Source organism: Acetobacter persici (assembly GCF_018256955.1).
GTDB lineage: Bacteria > Pseudomonadota > Alphaproteobacteria > Acetobacterales > Acetobacteraceae > Acetobacter > Acetobacter persici.
The window spans coordinates 56,430-72,836 of sequence record NZ_JAERKU010000008.1 but is presented as its reverse complement, the minus strand read 5'-3'; the positions used below and the strand labels follow the sequence as shown (position 1 = coordinate 72,836).

Annotated in this window: 15 protein-coding genes and 1 other RNA gene; 4 read left to right on the top strand and 12 right to left on the bottom strand. The window is 61.5% G+C overall.

Going from position 1 to position 16,407, the window contains the following annotated elements; genetic code table 11:
- Positions 1-180 precede the first annotated feature (180 nt).
- The 3 genes from rpsA to aroA all read right to left on the bottom strand — a co-directional run bounded on the left by rpsA (position 181) and on the right by aroA (position 4,170).
- Positions 181-1,893 carry a 30S ribosomal protein S1 gene (gene rpsA, locus JK199_RS10380; RefSeq protein WP_025829123.1) on the bottom strand — a complete coding sequence of 571 codons (1,713 nt, stop codon included), beginning with the start codon at positions 1,891-1,893 and terminating at the stop codon, positions 181-183.
- A gap of 280 nt (positions 1,894-2,173) precedes the next feature.
- The gene (gene cmk, locus JK199_RS10375; RefSeq protein WP_208864064.1) at positions 2,174-2,827 is read right to left on the bottom strand and encodes a (d)CMP kinase; all 654 of its coding nucleotides are present in this window, start codon (positions 2,825-2,827) and stop codon (positions 2,174-2,176) included.
- On the bottom strand, positions 2,824-4,170 hold the full coding sequence (gene aroA, locus JK199_RS10370; protein ID WP_086655637.1) for a 3-phosphoshikimate 1-carboxyvinyltransferase: 1,347 nt from the start codon (positions 4,168-4,170) through the stop codon (positions 2,824-2,826). The genes cmk and aroA overlap by 4 nt, the downstream gene beginning before the upstream one ends.
- Before the next feature lie 241 nt (positions 4,171-4,411).
- On the opposite strand from aroA, the gene JK199_RS10365 reads away from it, so the two are divergent.
- Positions 4,412-4,747, top strand: a complete 336-nt coding sequence (locus JK199_RS10365; protein ID WP_025828729.1) for an FYDLN acid domain-containing protein — start codon at positions 4,412-4,414, stop codon at positions 4,745-4,747.
- Positions 4,748-4,857: 110 nt separating this feature from the next.
- On the opposite strand, the gene folB is transcribed toward JK199_RS10365, so the two are convergent.
- The 6 genes from folB to ffs form a co-directional block, all read right to left on the bottom strand.
- Entirely contained in the window at positions 4,858-5,250 is a 393-nt protein-coding gene (gene folB / locus JK199_RS10360) for a dihydroneopterin aldolase (RefSeq protein ID WP_212375679.1), read from the bottom strand.
- A gap of 5 nt (positions 5,251-5,255) precedes the next feature.
- On the bottom strand, positions 5,256-6,056 hold the full coding sequence (locus JK199_RS10355) for an SDR family oxidoreductase (protein ID WP_212375768.1): 801 nt from the start codon (positions 6,054-6,056) through the stop codon (positions 5,256-5,258).
- Positions 6,057-6,088: 32 nt separating this feature from the next.
- Positions 6,089-6,685: a recombination mediator RecR gene (gene recR / locus JK199_RS10350; RefSeq protein ID WP_025828724.1), complete on the bottom strand. Its 597-nt coding sequence runs from the start codon at positions 6,683-6,685 to the stop codon at positions 6,089-6,091.
- A 16-nt stretch (positions 6,686-6,701) separates the two neighbouring features.
- Positions 6,702-7,025, bottom strand: a complete 324-nt coding sequence (locus tag JK199_RS10345; RefSeq protein ID WP_025828722.1) for a YbaB/EbfC family nucleoid-associated protein — start codon at positions 7,023-7,025, stop codon at positions 6,702-6,704.
- Positions 7,026-7,072: 47 nt separating this feature from the next.
- Positions 7,073-9,124, bottom strand: coding sequence for a DNA polymerase III subunit gamma/tau (locus tag JK199_RS10340; protein WP_212375676.1), 2,052 nt, complete (start codon positions 9,122-9,124; stop codon positions 7,073-7,075).
- A gap of 57 nt (positions 9,125-9,181) precedes the next feature.
- Positions 9,182-9,279, bottom strand: an RNA gene (gene ffs, locus JK199_RS10335) — signal recognition particle sRNA small type.
- Between the two features lie 128 nt (positions 9,280-9,407).
- Between ffs and JK199_RS10330 the strand changes: the two genes are divergently transcribed.
- The 3 genes from JK199_RS10330 to nagA all read left to right on the top strand — a co-directional run bounded on the left by JK199_RS10330 (position 9,408) and on the right by nagA (position 12,060).
- Positions 9,408-9,839, top strand: coding sequence for a hypothetical protein (locus JK199_RS10330; RefSeq protein ID WP_025828718.1), 432 nt, complete (start codon positions 9,408-9,410; stop codon positions 9,837-9,839).
- 118 nt (positions 9,840-9,957) lie between these two features.
- The gene (locus tag JK199_RS10325) at positions 9,958-10,932 is read left to right on the top strand and encodes a BadF/BadG/BcrA/BcrD ATPase family protein (RefSeq protein ID WP_212375673.1); all 975 of its coding nucleotides are present in this window, start codon (positions 9,958-9,960) and stop codon (positions 10,930-10,932) included.
- Between the two features lie 66 nt (positions 10,933-10,998).
- Positions 10,999-12,060 (top strand): N-acetylglucosamine-6-phosphate deacetylase, encoded by a 1,062-nt coding sequence (gene nagA, locus JK199_RS10320; RefSeq protein WP_408742369.1) that lies wholly within the window; start codon positions 10,999-11,001, stop codon positions 12,058-12,060.
- A 127-nt stretch (positions 12,061-12,187) separates the two neighbouring features.
- Here the strand turns inward: nagA and mdoH are convergent, their stop codons facing one another.
- The 3 genes from mdoH to JK199_RS10305 form a co-directional block, all read right to left on the bottom strand.
- Entirely contained in the window at positions 12,188-14,332 is a 2,145-nt protein-coding gene (mdoH, locus tag JK199_RS10315; RefSeq protein ID WP_244985065.1) for a glucans biosynthesis glucosyltransferase MdoH, read from the bottom strand.
- Complete coding sequence (locus tag JK199_RS10310) at positions 14,332-15,876, bottom strand: glucan biosynthesis protein (RefSeq protein WP_086655628.1); 1,545 nt, start codon at positions 15,874-15,876, stop codon at positions 14,332-14,334. Before JK199_RS10310 ends, mdoH begins: the two co-directional genes overlap by 1 nt.
- Positions 15,877-15,952: 76 nt before the next feature.
- Entirely contained in the window at positions 15,953-16,312 is a 360-nt protein-coding gene (locus tag JK199_RS10305; RefSeq protein ID WP_025828710.1) for a winged helix-turn-helix domain-containing protein, read from the bottom strand.
- Positions 16,313-16,407 lie beyond the last annotated feature (95 nt).

Here is a 16,407-nt window from a genome sequence, read left to right as displayed (position 1 = left end):
GCCAGACAACCCCGCGCCCGGCGGAGAGTGATCACAAACTGGAAGATGGAGAGCATCATGGCCATAAAACACAAAAAAAGCGGTGCCGTTTCCGACACCGCCTTTTGAGAGGCTTGCTTGAACGCTGTCTCTTCCGACGGAGCAGGCCAGAAGGCCGCTCCGCCAGAAAATCCGGACGTCTTAGCTATCCGTGTTGCGACGACGAATGGCCGCACCCAGAATATCACCGAGAGACGCACCGCTGTCGGATGAGCCGTATTCGTTGATAGCCTGCTTGTCTTCTTCAACTTCGCGACCTTTGATGGTCAGCGCGAGCTTGCGGGCAGCGCGGTCAACAGAGACCACCTTCGCATCCACGCGTTCACCAACCGCAAAGCGTTCCGGACGCTGCTCAGCCTTGTCACGGGCCAGTTCCGCACGGCGGATAAAGCCGGTCAGAACATCGTCAACCTTCACTTCAATCCCGTTGGACTGAACGGCGGTGACGGTGCAGGTCACGATGGCACCTTTCTGAACGCTCGTCAGAACGTCAGCGGCCGGGTCTTCCTGAAGCTGCTTGATACCGAGAGAGATGCGTTCTTTCTCAACATCCACGTCCAGAACCTTGGCTTTGACAACCTGGCCCTTTTCGTAGTGCTTCATGGCTTCTTCGCCGGTTTCGTCCCAGGACAGGTCGGACATGTGAACCATGCCGTCGATGTCTGCGGAGAGACCAACAAACAGACCGAATTCGGTGATGTTGCGGATTTCGCCTTCTACGGTAGAGCCGATTTTGTGCTCTTCCGCGAACTGCTCCCACGGGTTGCGCTGAACCTGCTTGAGGCCCAGAGAGATGCGGCGCTTCGCGCTGTCCACATCCAGAACCATCACGTCGACTTCCTGAGACGTAGCGACGATCTTGCCCGGATGGACGTTTTTCTTCGTCCAGGACATTTCGGAAACGTGCACCAGACCTTCAACACCCGGTTCCAGCTCAACAAATGCGCCGTAATCGGTGATGTTGGTCACGCGGCCCGTGTAACGCGCACCCGGCGGGTACTTCAGGGCAACATTTTCCCACGGATCAGCTTCAAGCTGCTTCATGCCGAGGGAGATGCGCTGCGTATCGGAGTTGAAGCGGATCACCTGCACGCGGACCGGCTGGCCGATCTGCAGCGCTTCGGACGGGTGGTTGATGCGCTTCCATGCGATGTCAGTCACATGCAGCAGGCCGTCAACGCCGCCGAGGTCAACGAACGCACCGTAATCGGTGATGTTCTTCACAACGCCGTCCAGAATCATGCCTTCGGTCAGGCCCTGAATCAGTTCGCTGCGCTGTTCTGCACGGGTTTCTTCCAGAACGGCACGACGGGAGACAACGATGTTGCCACGTGCGCGATCCATTTTCAGGATCTGGAAGGGCTGCGGAACACCCATCAGCGGGCTGACGTCACGCACCGGGCGGATATCAACCTGGCTGCCGGGCAGGAACGCCATGGCGCCACCCAGATCAACCGTGAAGCCACCTTTAACGCGGCCATAGATGGTGCCGTTGACGCGCTGGTTTGCTTCGAACGCTTTTTCAAGGTTCGTCCAGGCTTCTTCACGGCGGGCTTTTTCACGAGAGAGCACGATGCTGCCGTCACGGTCTTCGTAACGCTCAACATACAGCTCAACAACGTCACCCGGCTTTACGTCGGGGGTCACGCCCTGAGGAGCAAATTCGCGCAGGGAAACGCGGCCTTCGCTCTTCAGACCAACATCGACAATCGCGAATTCGTCGGTCAGGCGGACAATGCGTCCACGCACCACGGACCCGTCAAAGCCGGTGTCACGGCCGAGGGTCTCGTCCAGAAGGGTAGCAAAATCTTCGCCACGGAAATGGTCCGTGGCCGGGGTTGCGGCTGAAGCCATGTGTAACTGTAAATCCTGCATCGGCCCGGAATGAAGCCGACACTTCCTGCGCGCCGCCATGCGGCAGCACGACTTGCCACGGACTTAAAAGAGCGAACACGGTGGTCCGTCTTTTCTCCCGCGACCCTGACTGAAAAGGAAACCTGCTGCACACAACAGGTATCTGAGGGCAGAGACACCCTCCAGCCGCGGCTTGTCAACACAATCCGCAGGATTTTAATGGGGGGTGCGGGTAAAATTATTGATTTCGTGAGAACTTCCTGAAAGCCCCCGGCGGCCCTCAGGCCACGCGGGCGCCGAGTCGCTCCCGCACAACCCGCAGGGCTTCGGCCAGAACATCGTCCGCGCCAAGAGTGTCGGTCTCAATCACAACGGCGTCGTCCGCCACCTGCATCGGTGCGGCCTCACGCCCGGCATCCGCCGCATCGCGCGCTTTCAGCGCAGCTTCCATCTCCGCAAGCCGGGCTTTTGCATCATCCGCCGCCGGGTCTTCCCCAAGCTGTAAAAAGCGGCGCAGCGCCCGCGTGGCCGGAGAGGCCGTAATGAACAGTTTGACATCCGCATCCGGAAAAATGGCTGTGCCGATATCCCGGCCATCCAGCACCCCGCCGCGCGCCTGCGCAAACCGCCGCTGTGTGTCCACTAGCGCACTGCGCACGCCCGGCTGGGCAGCCACAAGGCTGGCCGCACGGGCAACCTCCTGCGTCCGCAGGTCTTTGCGCTGCGTATCGTCCGCCGTCAGCCTGCGGGCAAAATCCTCCGCCGGAGCCGCCGGGTCCTGCCCGGCATCCAGCACCAGACGCCCCACGGCGCGGTAAAGCAGCCCTGTATCCAGATACGGCAGGTTCAGTTCCGCCGCCAGCCGCTTGGCCAGCGTGCCTTTCCCCGCGGCTGCCGGACCATCAACCGCCAGAACCGGACCACCGCGCATCACGCTGAAAACCCTGCGCCAAGGCTGTTCATCAGCGCGAAATAGCCGGGGAAGCTGGTGTCAATAAACGCGGTATCGTCAATATCGACCGGCTTTTCCGCCACCAGCCCCAGCACGGACGCACTCATGGCCAGACGGTGGTCCATATGGGTTTCCACCAGCCCGCCACCCGGAATATGGCCGCCTGTGCCGTGGATAATCAGATCATCCCCGTCAATACGGGTGCGGACCCCGTTATTTTCCAGCAGCGCCACGGTGGAGGCCAGACGGTCGCTTTCCTTCACACGCAGTTCCGCAAGCCCGCGCAGGCGGGAAATGCCTGTAGCATGGGCAGCCGCCACGGCCAGCACGGGATATTCATCAATCATGGAGGGGGCGCGGTCGGCCGGCACATCCACCGCCTGAAGGGAGGACGCCCGCACATGCAGGTCTCCCACCGGCTCACCACCCTCCGTGCGTTCATCCAGAATATCCAGACGCCCACCCATTTCCCGCAGCGTGGTAAACAGACCCGTGCGGAGCAGGTTGAGGCCCACATTGGTGATCGTCACATCGGACCCCGGCACCAGCAGCGCCGCCACCAGCACAAACGCGGCGGAAGACGGATCACCCGGTACCGTCACATCCCGCGCAACAAGGCGCGGCTGCCCTTCCAGCCGGATCAGGCGGCCACCCTCTGGCGTTTCCTCCACCGTCACATGTGCGCCAAAATGCCGCAGCATGTTTTCCGTATGGTCACGGGTCGGCACCGGTTCTTCCACCTGTGTCACCCCGGCGGCATTCAGGCCTGCCAGCAGCACTGCGGATTTCACCTGCGCGGAGGCGACCGGCAGACGGTAGGACAGCGGGGCAGGCTGCGCAGTACCCTGAATAGCCAGCGGCAGACGCCCGCCATCCCGCGCGAGGAAGGTAGCCCCTGTGCCTGCCAGCGGGTCCATCACGCGCTTCATCGGGCGGCGGCGCAGGCTGGCATCCCCGGTCATGACAGACATAATCCCGTGGCTGGCCAGCAGGCCGGACAGCAGGCGCGCCGCCGTGCCGGAATTGCCCATATCCAGCACATCCGCCGGTTCCCGCAGGGCACCCAGCCCACAGCCATGCACATGCCAGCGGCCATCATCCTCGCGTGAGATTTTGGCGCCCAGAGCACGCATGGCGTCGGCCGTACGCAGCACGTCCTCCCCTTCCAGCAGGCCGACAATCCGTGTCTCGCCCCGGGCGAGGGCCGCAAACATCAGAGCGCGGTGGCTGATGGATTTGTCACCCGGCACGGCAATTCTGCCGGTCAGGGAGGACGCAGGGCGGGAAACACGCAGAGCGCTGGAGGAAGCAGAAGGCTTTGTCATGGTCATTTCATTCCGGCTTGTCCTGCCGTAAGTCAATCCGGCGGACGGGAAAACACCGTCTTTTTTACGGAAAAAGAGGCCCGACCGGCACTCAGGGTTTGACAGGACCCCTGTGCAATGGCATGTGGCCTCGCCTTAATACGTCTGGACTGTTCCCCTTCCGCGCCGCGGTCTTCAGGGAATCGTCCTTTTCCGGGACACGCTTTGTCCCAATGTCTGACCAGGATCGACAGGTAGCAAGATGTCCCAGCCCGATCTCGGCACCAAACGCGTCTGCGTGTCCTGCGGTGCCCGCTTCTATGACCTGAACAGGTCTCCCGCCGTCTGCCCGAAATGCGGCACGGAACAGCCGGAGCTTGTCTCCCGTCTGCGTCGCAATTCTGACAGTCTGACACCGCATGCAGACAAGCAGCTTCCGCCCAAGAAAGATGATGACGATATCGATATCGACACCGATGATGATACGGACGGTGACGATGATGATGTGATGGAAGACACGTCCGATCTGGACGATGATGATGATGACATCAGCTCTGACATCGACGTCAGCACGGATTCGGACGAACACGATTCCTGAGGCAGCTCAGGGAGCCGGGTCCGTCCCGGCCCCTGCGTAGGCCTGCATCACTCTTTTGTGATACGCCTTTGAAAGCCCGGTTTTCTCCGGGCTTTTTTTGTGCCCGATAGTCAGGCGCGGCGCTCTATTTCCACACCCACAGCTTCAATTTCTTCAAACACATCCAGCTTCTCAATGCACACACGCACAACCCGGACGCGAGCATCGGCCAGAACGCCTGCGGCAATGCGCTCCGCCAGCGTTTCCACAAGCTGCACATGACCTTCCTGCACAATACGGCGCACCAGCAGCACAACATCCTCGTAAGAAACGGTGCGGCTCAGATCATCCGCCCCTACTTCCAGATCATTCCGGTCCAGCACACCAAAAGAGACAGACACGCGGATGCGCTGCGTGACCCCCTGCTCATGCGGGAACACGCCAATATGGGCGTCGAGCACCATGTTTTTCAAAAACAGGTGGCGCAAAGGCGGTTCTTCCGCCCAGGGAGCAAAAATTGTCATTCGTCCTATTCTTCCAGCACGCAGCCCGGGGGGAGCGCGGGTGACCATTGCAGATGCTGTCCGCCATCCAGCGCCAGCATCTGTCCGGTTACGGAGGGCAGGGTCAGCAGGGCCAGCGCCGCACGGGCCACTTCCGCCGGGGATGTTCCATGGGCCAGCGGCACGGACGCGCATTGTTTTGCAAACTGCTCTTCCGTCTGACGCGGGCTAGGCAACGCCGGGCCGGGACCAATGGCGTTCACCCGGATTTTTTTAGGAGCCAGCGCCAGCGCCATGGTCTGCGTAAGCGTCCATAATGCGCTTTTGGACACCGTATAGCTGATAAAATGCGGTGTGAGAGACCAGACACGCTCATCCAGCATGTTCAGGATCATCCCCTCCGCCTGAGCAGGTAGGGCTCTGGCAAAATCCTGCATCAGCACAAACGGCGCGCGCAGATTGGGCTTCATGTGCCCCATCCAGCTCTCGCGCGTGGTGTTATCCCATTCGTCCCGCTCAAAGGTCGAGGCGTTGTTTACCAGCACCCCCAGCGGGCCACCCAGCGCCTGCATGGCGGCAGGAACAAGCGGTGTCACCTCTTCTTCCCGTGCCAGATCAGCCTGAAGCAGGCAGCCTTTACGGCCACGTGCCTCGACGGCTTTCAGCGTTTCTTCCGCACCCTGCCGGTCTCCCCGGTAATGGATGGCAACATCAAACCCCGCCTCGGCCAGAGCCAGCACAATGGCCTGCCCCAGCCGCGCCTTGCCGCCCGTCACCAGCGCGCGGCGCGGGAGCGCGGGAGAAAGTGGGAAGACACTCAGCGGCACCGTTGTCACACCCGCACTGGTTTCTGCCTGCGTCATGCGGGCCTCCGTGCGCCAAGGGCTGCGGCCAGTGTGCCATCATCCAGCACATCCAGCGCACCCCCCACGGGCATCCCCTGCGCGACACGGCTGACGGTCACGCCCTCATAAAAAGCCAGTTTATCCATCAGCCAGTGCATGGTTGTCGCTCCTTCTACCGTCGCGCCCAGTGCCAGAATCACTTCCCGCACGCTGCCCTGCTCCAGCCGCTCCAGCAAAGGGCCAACATTCAGGTCTTCCGGGCCAATCCCGGCCAGAGGGGAGAGCGTGCCCCCCAGCACCTGATAGACCCCCCGATGCACACCGGCCCGCTCCAGCGCCCAGAGATCTCCCACAGTTTCCACCACACACACCACACCGGGGTCCCGCAGGGGGTCCGTGCAGATATGGCAGGGGTCAACCGTGTCCAGATTCCCGCAGGTGGAGCAGGTTTTTATCGCCTCTCCCGCACGCTCCAGCGCGCGGGCCAGCGGCACAAGGCGGGCCTGCGGGTCCCGCAGTAAAAACAGGGCAATCCGGCGCGCAGAGCGCGGGCCAAAGCCCGGCAACCGCCCCAGCAGCCTGATCAGCTGCTCTATTTCATGCCCACCCATACCGCGCGCAGCCGGGTCAGAACGGCAGTTTCATGCCAGCAGGCAGGTTCAGGCCGCCGGTAACTTTCTGCATTTCTTCCGCAGCCTTTGCGTCCAGCTTGGTGCGGGCATCGGCGCAGGCCGCCATAATCAGGTCCTGCAGCATTTCCATTTCCGCCGGGTCGGCCAGTTTCGGGTCAATCCGGATGGAGCGCATGTCACCCTTGCCGCTCAGCACCACCGTCACCATGCCTGCCCCTGCGGAGCCTTCAATATTCATGGCTTCCAGTGAGCTCTGCATGGCTTCCATTTTGGCCTGCATCTGGGTGGCCTGCTTCATCAGTCCGGCAAGATTTTTCACAGCATCTCTCCTTGTCTGGCTGCATCCGTGCAGCCCATTTGTCCGGCCTAGTCTATTGAAAGGCCGGGATCGGAAGGTCGTTCATCCTCGTCCAGCAGCTCAGCGTCAAGCGGGGCGAAGACAAGTTCAGGCGGTTCTTCCGGCGGCAGACCATATTCATCCAGAGCATGATCCTGCACATCCCCCAGTTCCGCATCCGGAAAGACGGCCAGAATGGCCTTCACCAGCGGGTGCGCCTGCGCGGTACGCCGCTGGAACTGAATAATTTCCGCCCCCTGCTCATCCAGCGTGGGCTCGCCTTCCTCCTGAGACAGGCGAATACGCCAGGATAGACCAGACGCGTTTTCCAGCACTTTCTGAAACTGGCGCGGCAGATCCGCCGGTAACCCCGGCTGCATGCGCATGGTAATGGCACCGGGCGTAAAAGAGACAATGTGCACCCCATTGCGCAGGGTACCGTGCAGCAGCGCCTCCCGCTGGTCCTTCACCAGAGCAACTGCCTCACGCCAGGTCCGGGGCACCACTGGCCCCCGCGGTTCCGGCGCGGGGACGGGATCCGGCTCGGCGTCAGGCACCGGAGGCGGTGTGAGATCATGTTCTGGCACAGGCTCCTGCACGGCAACAGCCGCCACCGCAGCAGGGGCTCGTGCCGCCACGGATGTTCCCGCAACCATACGCAGGGGTGGCGGGCCGTCCTGTCCGCCCGATCTGCCGCCGTCAGACCGGGCGTCCCTCAGGGCAGAGGGCGTCTGTCCCTCCGGACCGCCAGCCCCGGTTTGTGGCCCGGAGAGAGAGGACCCAGAAGGCTGAGTCCCTCCCTGCCCGGACAGCCGCCGCACCAGATCCTCCGGTGAGGGCAGGTCTGCCACATAGCACAGACGGATCAGCACCATATCCGCCGCAGCGCGGCGGTCTGGTGCCATTTCCACTTCCTTCAGCCCCTTCACCAGCATCTGCCAGGCGCGCATCAGCACCGGTACGGGCAGAGCTTCCGCCATTTCGGTGCCACGCACCCGTTCGGCTTCCGGCATATCTGACGAATCCCGCAGGGAGGGCACGGCCCGCAGGCGGGAGATGGTGTGGATCAGGTCCAGCATATCGCCCAGAACCAGCCCCAGATCCGCCCCGCGGGCATGGGCGGCATCCGCCAGCGCCAGAGCCTGATCGGGCTTGCCGGTCATGGCGGCTTCCAGCAGGTCAAACACCACCTGCCGGTCGGCCAGCCCCAGCATGTCACTCACAACGGATGCGCCGATTTCGGGCGCATCCTCACCCTGCGCAATCGCCTGATCCAGCAGGGACAGACCATCACGCACGGAGCCATCCGCCGCACGGGCAATCAGCGCCAGAGCGTCCTCAGACAGCCGGACCTGTTCTTTTTCAGCAATCCGGGCAAACAGCGCGGCCAGATCAGCCTGCGGCACGCGGCGCAGGTCAAACCGCTGGCAGCGGGAAAGCACCGTTACCGGCACCTTCCGTAATTCCGTTGTGGCGAAAATGAACGTGACCTGCGCAGGCGGCTCTTCCAGCGTCTTGAGCAACGCGTTGAAGGCGTTGCGTGAGAGCATGTGCACTTCGTCGATAATAAAGACCTTCATGCGGCCCTGCATGGGGCGGAACCGCGTGGCCTCAATAATCTCGCGCACATCATCCACGCCGGTGCGGGAGGCAGCATCCATTTCCAGCACGTCAGGGTGCCGGTCATTCAGAATGGCGACACAGTTGGCGCATACTCCGCACGGATCTGCCGTGGGGCCGCCCTTGCCATCCGGGCCAATACAGTTGAGTGCGCGGGCAATAATCCGCGCCGTGGTCGTTTTCCCCACCCCGCGCACGCCAGTCAGCATAAAGGCATGCGCCACGCGCCCCAGCGCGAAGGCGTTGCGCAGGGTGCGGACCATCGCTTCCTGACCAATCAGGTCATCAAACGTGGTGGGCCGGTATTTGCGCGCCAGAACGCGATAGGGGGAGGAAGTCTGAGGTTCCGGGGCCGGTGCGGGTACCGCGGGCGGCGCATCGCCAAACAGACCGGGGCCTTCCATCACAGGATCGGGAAGCCCGTCATCCCGGGAGTGGTGCGCTTCGGTCTTATCGGTCATGACAGTTCCGAGGAAAAAAACTCACGCTCCTGCGGCCTGAGGCCCTGAGCGGAAAAAGGTGGAAAGCCGAACGATGACCCGGACGAAACTCACTAGGGCTGCTTCCTTCCGGACCTGACCAGGTTAGCAAGGCGCCCGTCCACCGCCGACTTTCCGGGAGCACAGATAGCACCAAACCGCGCCGCCTGCCAACCCTGCCCTTTTCCCTCTTTGCCTTGCGGGAAGCGGCAGGCTAGGAGGTATAAGGTCTGAGCCATTCCTTGCCCCTTCAGAGAGTCTGCGCGTGTCCAAATTCAGCCTGTTCCCCCATGCCGCCATGGTCCTGCTGGCTTCCGCCCTGACCGCAGTCCCTTTTTACGCGCATGCCGAGGATGAAGATAACACCTCCTCCGTACGCAGCACCGTGCCCAACGCACAGCTCCAGAAGGAACTGGCCGTGCTGCAATACAAGCCCGAGGCCGCCAGCCCCGCCTGCATCGACTCTCTGAAGGAACTGCACAAAACACAGGCCCAGTTGCAGGAAGAACAGACCCGCACGAATGATCAGGATCTGGCCATTGCGCAGGACGTGCTGGAATCCGATTTTGAAAATTCCATCGAGATCTGTTCCCCCGACGTGCGGCAGCTTTGTGAAACACCCAACCCGGAAAAAGCCCTGGCGCAGGCCTGTGAGCGGCTGGGCAGCATTCCGGATGGCCCCGCCCCTGCCCCCTGAGCCCGCCTGAAAAGAGGCCCGGGCTGCCTCTGGCATCTATTTTGAAAACGATATAATCCTGAGGGCCTGTCTTCCGCCTCCCTTGCAAAGAGCGCCCTTTTGACCCGAGCACGATCCTATGCCTGAGCCTGTTGTGCCCCCCCACCTTCCGCACGGTCCGGCCATTCTGGCCGTTGATGGCGGCGGCACAAAAACACTGGCAGTACGGGTTGGGCCGGACGCGTCCGTTCAGGCCCAGCAGGTCACCCGGGGCTGCAACCCGTTTGATCAGCCGGACTGGCAGTCCATTCTCACGGATCTTGTCTCCCCGCTGGCCTCTGGTGTGCAGGCCGCGGCCTTCGGTGTTGCCGGGTACGGGGAGAACCGGGAAACCGGCCGCCAGCTTCAGGCGCATGTGCAGCAGCTTTTCCCTGCAACACCTACCAGCCTGACCAATGATGTGGACATGGCCTGCATCGGCGCGTTTGCCGGGGGTGCTGGCGTCCTCCTGCTGTCCGGCACAGGCTCCATGGCCTGGGCCTCAGACGGCGCTGGCCAGACAGCCCGCGTGGGCGGATGGGGCCCCGTGTTTGGCGATGAAGGCAGCGCGTACTGGATTGGCCGCAAAGCCCTGCAACGGGTCTGTCAGGCCATGGACGGACGCGCTCCGGAAGCACAGTCCTTCGCCCGGCAGATCTGCGCTGCCATGAACTGGCCCGATGCAAATCCGGCAGCACTGGACGCTCTGCTGGGATGGTATAACCAGCAGGACCGCCCCCGCCCCGCCATTGCCCACTGCGCCCGGCTGATTGATGATATGGCGGAAGCCGGTTGCCCGGAAGCCCGTGCGCTTATCACACAGGCCGCGCAGCACCTCGCCGTTCTTGTTCAGACGGCCCGCACGCGTTTTTCTGACCATGACCTGCCGTGGAGCTACGCAGGAAGTGTGTTCAAGAGCTCGCTGCTCCGCACCAAACTGACGGACCTGTGCGGCGCACCGCAACCTCCGCGCCTGCCGCCTGTTGGCGGTGGCCTTGTGCAGGCCGCCAGACTGGCCGGATGGCCGGTGGACGCAGAATGGATTGCACGCCTTGCGCATGCTCTGAACACATAGATTTTTCAAAAACAGGAGCCCCCTATGTCAGAGCTTGATGGACACCTCGTTCTTCCTGACCGGATCATGCCGGGACGCCTCTCTTTCTCCGGACAGATTGAGGCCACTGAAACCCGGAGCGCTGTGCCGGACCGCTATATTCTGCCGGGCTTTATTGATGGCCATGTGCATGGCGGCAACGGCGCAGACACCATGGATGGCGTGGAGGCCATTCACACGCTCTCCCGCTTCCACGCACAGCACGGCACCACCACTCTCCTGCCCACCACCATCACCCGCCCATGGGCTGACGTGATGGAGGCGCTGCGTGCTGTCGCGGAAGTGGTGCGCTCGCAAATTCCCAAGGGTCCGGTGGTGCATGGGGCGCATCTGGAAGGGCCGTTTGTCAGCCCGCACAAGCTGGGCGCACAGCCCCCCTATGCCATTGCGCCAACTGCGGAACACGTGGCCGAAGCACTGGGGACGGGCTGTGTGCGCGTTGTAACCCTTGCGCCGGAACTCCCGCACAGCCAGACCGCCATCAAACAGTTTGCAGAGGCCGGGGTGCGCGTCAGCATTGGTCATACCGTCGCGGAGTATGAAGAAACCAGCAGCGCGATCTGCCAGATCTGTGCTGCCGGGGGCGTAGCGGGGGGCACACATCTGTTCAACGCTATGGCCCCCATTACCAGCCGCAAGCCCGGTCCCGTTACCGCCCTGATGTGCAGCGATGCCTACGCGGAAATGATTTTTGATACCCACCACGTCCACCCGGCCACGTTCCGGCTCGCGCATCGCGTTATGGGCGGGCGGCTGGTTTTTGTAACAGACGCCATGCGCGCCACCGGCCTCCCCGAAGGCCCCAGCCAGCTTGGCGGGCAGGATGTGATGGTGAAAGACGGCACCGCCCGGTTGCCCGATGGCAGTCTGGCCGGAAGCGTTCTGACGCTGGATCAGGCATTACGCAACGTCCTTCAGGCTGGCACGCCGCTACTGGAAGCTGCGGCGCTGCTCAGCACCAATCCGGCCCGGTATCTGGGCCTGACGGACCGGGGTACGCTGGAAGCCGGAAAGCGGGCTGACTTTGTTGTGCTGGACTCCGCTTTTGCGGTTCAGGAAGTCTGGGTGGGCGGCGCGCGCATCCATTAAACGCACGCCCGGACTCCAGACTCACCAGCGTCCGCTCCGGCCAACCGGCCAAAACAGGCGCAATAAAAAAGGAAGAAGACCGGGATAAACCGCTCTTCTTCCTTTTTCTGTCAATCCAACTGAAAGATCAGGCGGGCAGGCGGCTTATGGCCGCAAGACCTTCCGCACAACCCAGAACAGCGGCTTTTTCCTTCAGCGTCAGATGTGCTTCCAGCACCGCAAGGCTCGGCGCTTCCGCCACTTTTAGCAAACCGACCAGTTGATCAGGGTTGATCGGGTCCCCCGCCTTGCGGGGTGGGGGCAGCATGGCTGCATGCGCCTGAAGCAGCCCCGCATCCGCCCGCAGGGCACGCAAAGCATCATCCGGCAGAGCAGGGCCGTGATCTTCGGCCACGGCCTGTTCCGTCTTCACCAGCACATCCGGCGGATGCGTTTCTTCCGGCACCAGAAGCAGGCCTGCTTTTTTAAAGTTCTGCCCCACATCCCGGCTACTGGTCATGACAACCAGAGGAATGGAAAAAACCAGCCCGAGCAGCACAGGCGTCATCCAGAAGAACAGGGACGGGGAGACAACCCACGCGCCGATCCCCAGCAACAGGCCAAAAATGGTAAATTTGGCGTACTGACGCACAACAACCATAAACGGCACGCCGCCGTCATCCCGCTTCTGCGTATTCCAGCCGGAATCATGCCCGGAGAGAATGGACAGCACGCCGGAGGTCTGGATCAGCATCGCGATGGGGGCAATCAGACCACCAATCAGCGTTTCCACCAGCACGGACGCCGCGGCGCGGATGGCTCCGCCACACCCCCGGCAGGTTGCGCGGTCAAACAGCAGCGCAATATAGGCCAGCAGCTTAGGGGCCAGCAGAATGGCCATGGTGCCGATAAACACGTACTTTGCCTGCACCGGGTCCACATGCGGCCAGTGCGGATAAAGCAGTTTGGTATCCCCAAAATATTCGGGCCGCTCAAAATGCGCCTGAAGGGAAATCAGAATCCCGGTCAGCAGGAACACCAGCCAGAGCGGGGAGGTGACGTATGCACCAATCCCCACCACCATATGCATCCGACTGATCCAGTGCAGCTTTTTAGTGGGCAGCACTTTCACATGTTGCAGGTTGCCCTGACACCAGCGCCGGTCACGAATAGCCACATCCGTCAGAGAGGGCGGGCTTTCCTCGTAAGACCCATCCAGCCCCGGCACCATATGAATGGCCCAGCCACCCCGGCGCATCAGAGCGGCTTCTACAAAGTCATGGCTCAGAATATGGCCGCCAAACGGCTTGCGTCCCGGCACATGCGGCAGACCAGCCTGCCCGGCAAAAGCCTGTGTGCGGATAATGGCATTATGGCCCCAGTAATTACCTTCCGAGCCATGCCACCAGGCAATACCGTGCGCAATCACCGGCCCATAAACACGCCCCGCAAACTGCTGGAGGCGGGCAAACAGCGTGGTGCCGCCCACAATCACCGGCAATGTCTGAATCAGCCCGACACCGGGGTTGCGCTCCATGGCTCCGGCCATCCGCACCAGTGTCTCGCCAGACATGACGGAGTCCGCATCCAGCGTGACCATGGTGTCATAAGCACCGCCAAAGCGGCGTACCCATTCCCCCACGTTCCCGGCCTTGCGTTCCACATTGTTGTGGCGGCGGCGATAGAAAATGCGGTTTTCACCCCCCGTCTGGGCGCGCAGAGCAAGAAACGCCGCTTCCTCTTCCACCCACACATCCGGGTTTGTGGTGTCGGAGAGGATAAAAACGTCAAATGCCCCGACCTGACCTGTTTCACACAGGCTGGTGTAAATGGCCTTCAGCCCCGCCATCACACGATGCGGGGGTTCATTATACGTGGGCAGCAGCAGAGCCGTGCGGGACCGCAGGACAGGGAGGGGGCCAGAGCGGGTAATGCCCAGACCAAGGCCACCACGGGTAATCAGCGAGACAAACCCGGCGAGGGAGGAGGTAAATGCCAGCGCAATCCACAGGAACAACGCCACAAACAGCACCAGCATCACCACACCAAGGATGGTGGTGCCATTGGCGTCCAGCACTTTGTGGGTGCGCCATGCGCCAAAAACAGTCAGCGCAAGGGCTGACCCCAGCACCAGAAAGCGCCGCACACCAATACTTGCCGGGGAGGTGGAAGGCGTTCTGCTCCGGCCTTCCATATCCGGCGCGGCATGCAGGTCCTGCACCGGCATGGCCAGCGGTGCTTCTGGCGGCAGGGCCTGAAAGAAGGGTATGGCGTGCAGGTCAGGCGATGTCATTACGGCGTCCAACGATACACCCATTCTTCTGAGACCGGGCCGCTGTCTGCTGCCAGAACACAGCGCAGCTCCACAACTTTTTCATCCCCCGGCACAAATTCAAAGGTTGTACGCCAGCCATTGATATTCGGGTTGGGTTCTACCACCACATTACGGATTTTACCGGCGGAAGACTGTGGTTCCAGATGGAACTTTGTGTCCTTGGGCAGGCGCTCAAACGGCACACCCATAAAATCAATGGAGAAGAAGCGGGCCGTTTTATCGTCCACCACGGCCCCGACGCGGGTTGCGCCAATACGGGCCAGCGGCGTGGGGAAGGGGGCATCCCACCCCCAGTACATCCGGTAGGTAAAGCTGTATTCCTTCCCGGCTTCCAGCGGTGTTTTGGGCCGCCAGAAGGAGACGATATTGTCATTCACTTCATTCGGGGTCGGGATTTCCACCAGATCCACCCAGCCCTGACCCCAGTCCCCGATGGGTTCAATCCACAGAGACGGCCGTTTTTCATAATTCAGGGCCAGATCTTCAAAATCATGGAAGTTCCGGCGGCGCTGCATCAGACCAAAGCCCCGCGGGGAATCATCCGAAAAAGCCGAGAATTGCAGATCCAGCGGGTTCCGCAGCGGGCGGAACAGTTCCTGCCCTGCGCCGGTCCACATCTGGAGGGCCTCACTGTCATGCGCGGCGGGACGCCAGTCATCCACATGTGTGCGGTCATTGGCGTCAAAATAAAACATGCCCGTCAGCGGAGCGATGCCGGACTGGTCAATTTTGGTGCGGGGATAGAGGGTGGACTGCACGTCAAACACCGTCGTATCGCCCGGACGAATGGTAAAGCGGAACGCCCCGGCAACGGAGGGACTGTCCAGCAGCGCGTGCACCACCACGGCTTTTACGCCCGGCTGCGGTTTTTCCAGCCAGAAGGCCCGGAAGAGGGCAAATTCCTCACCCTTCGGGTCCCCTGTACCGTCCGCAAAACCCCGGGCAGACAGGCCATAGCTCTGCCCTTTGGCGACGGCACGGAAGTAGGATGCCCCCAGAAACACGCAGAATTCTTCCATAACACCGGGGGTGTTGATAGGCGTGCGCAGACGCAGCCCGGCAAAGCCGAGATTTTCGTCTACTTTCAGGGATGGGTCACCATAGGTGAACAGATCGGCGGAGTAGGGAACAGGCTCGGATTTCCCGTCCTTGATCTCAAAAATATCAATCCGGGGACGGTAGAGAAAGCCTCGCGGGAAAAACGCAACATCAAACGCAAGACTGTCATCATGCCACAACGTCCGGTCTTCCCGGTAGGCAATGCTGCGGAACTGGTCAAAATTCAGATTATCCAGCGCTTTGGGCAAGGTCTGGTCCGGCCCGTGATAGGGCGCACTGGCAAGACGACGGGCAATCTGCCGCACCGTCATGTCATCAAACATACCCGTCGCTCCTTCAAGCCCTTCGGCCCGCGCCTGCCGGGCGACCCCGCCAGCCAGAGTAGCGAGTGTCGCCCCCGCGCCAATCCGAATTAAGTCCCGCCGCTGTACAGATGAAGACACTCCAGACTCCCGAATTCCCTATGATTTAGGGGCTAAAAATTTCTTTTGTGACAAAATCACCGTGCGATACGGCTTTTTAAGGGCATTCCACGGTTTGTGGTGTTAAGAGTTTTTCAAGTTCAGCAAGATGGGCCTCGGCAACCTGTGCCGCCTGTTTTTCAATATCCCGGTAACAGCGCACCACAGCCTCGCCTTCGGCTGTCAGAAACGCGCCACCGCCGCCGCCGGGCCGCGTCACGACCAGCGGTTCACGGAACATCTGGTTCAGACTATCCACCAGCAGCCATGTCCGGCGATAGGACATCCCCATGGCGCGCCCCGCCGCAGAAATAGACCCTGTTTCCGCCAGTTGCTCAAGCAGACGAATTTTTCCATGCCCCAGAGCAGGTTTTTTGTCCGCATCCACCCGCAAGGTCAGTCTTAACCGCTCAGTCATTCACCTGCCCGCGTTCGCGTTCCCATTCTCTGCATGATATCATAAGAACATGATGTTTTCTTTTACCCGGACCCGCGCCCCGGCCATCTTCTCAT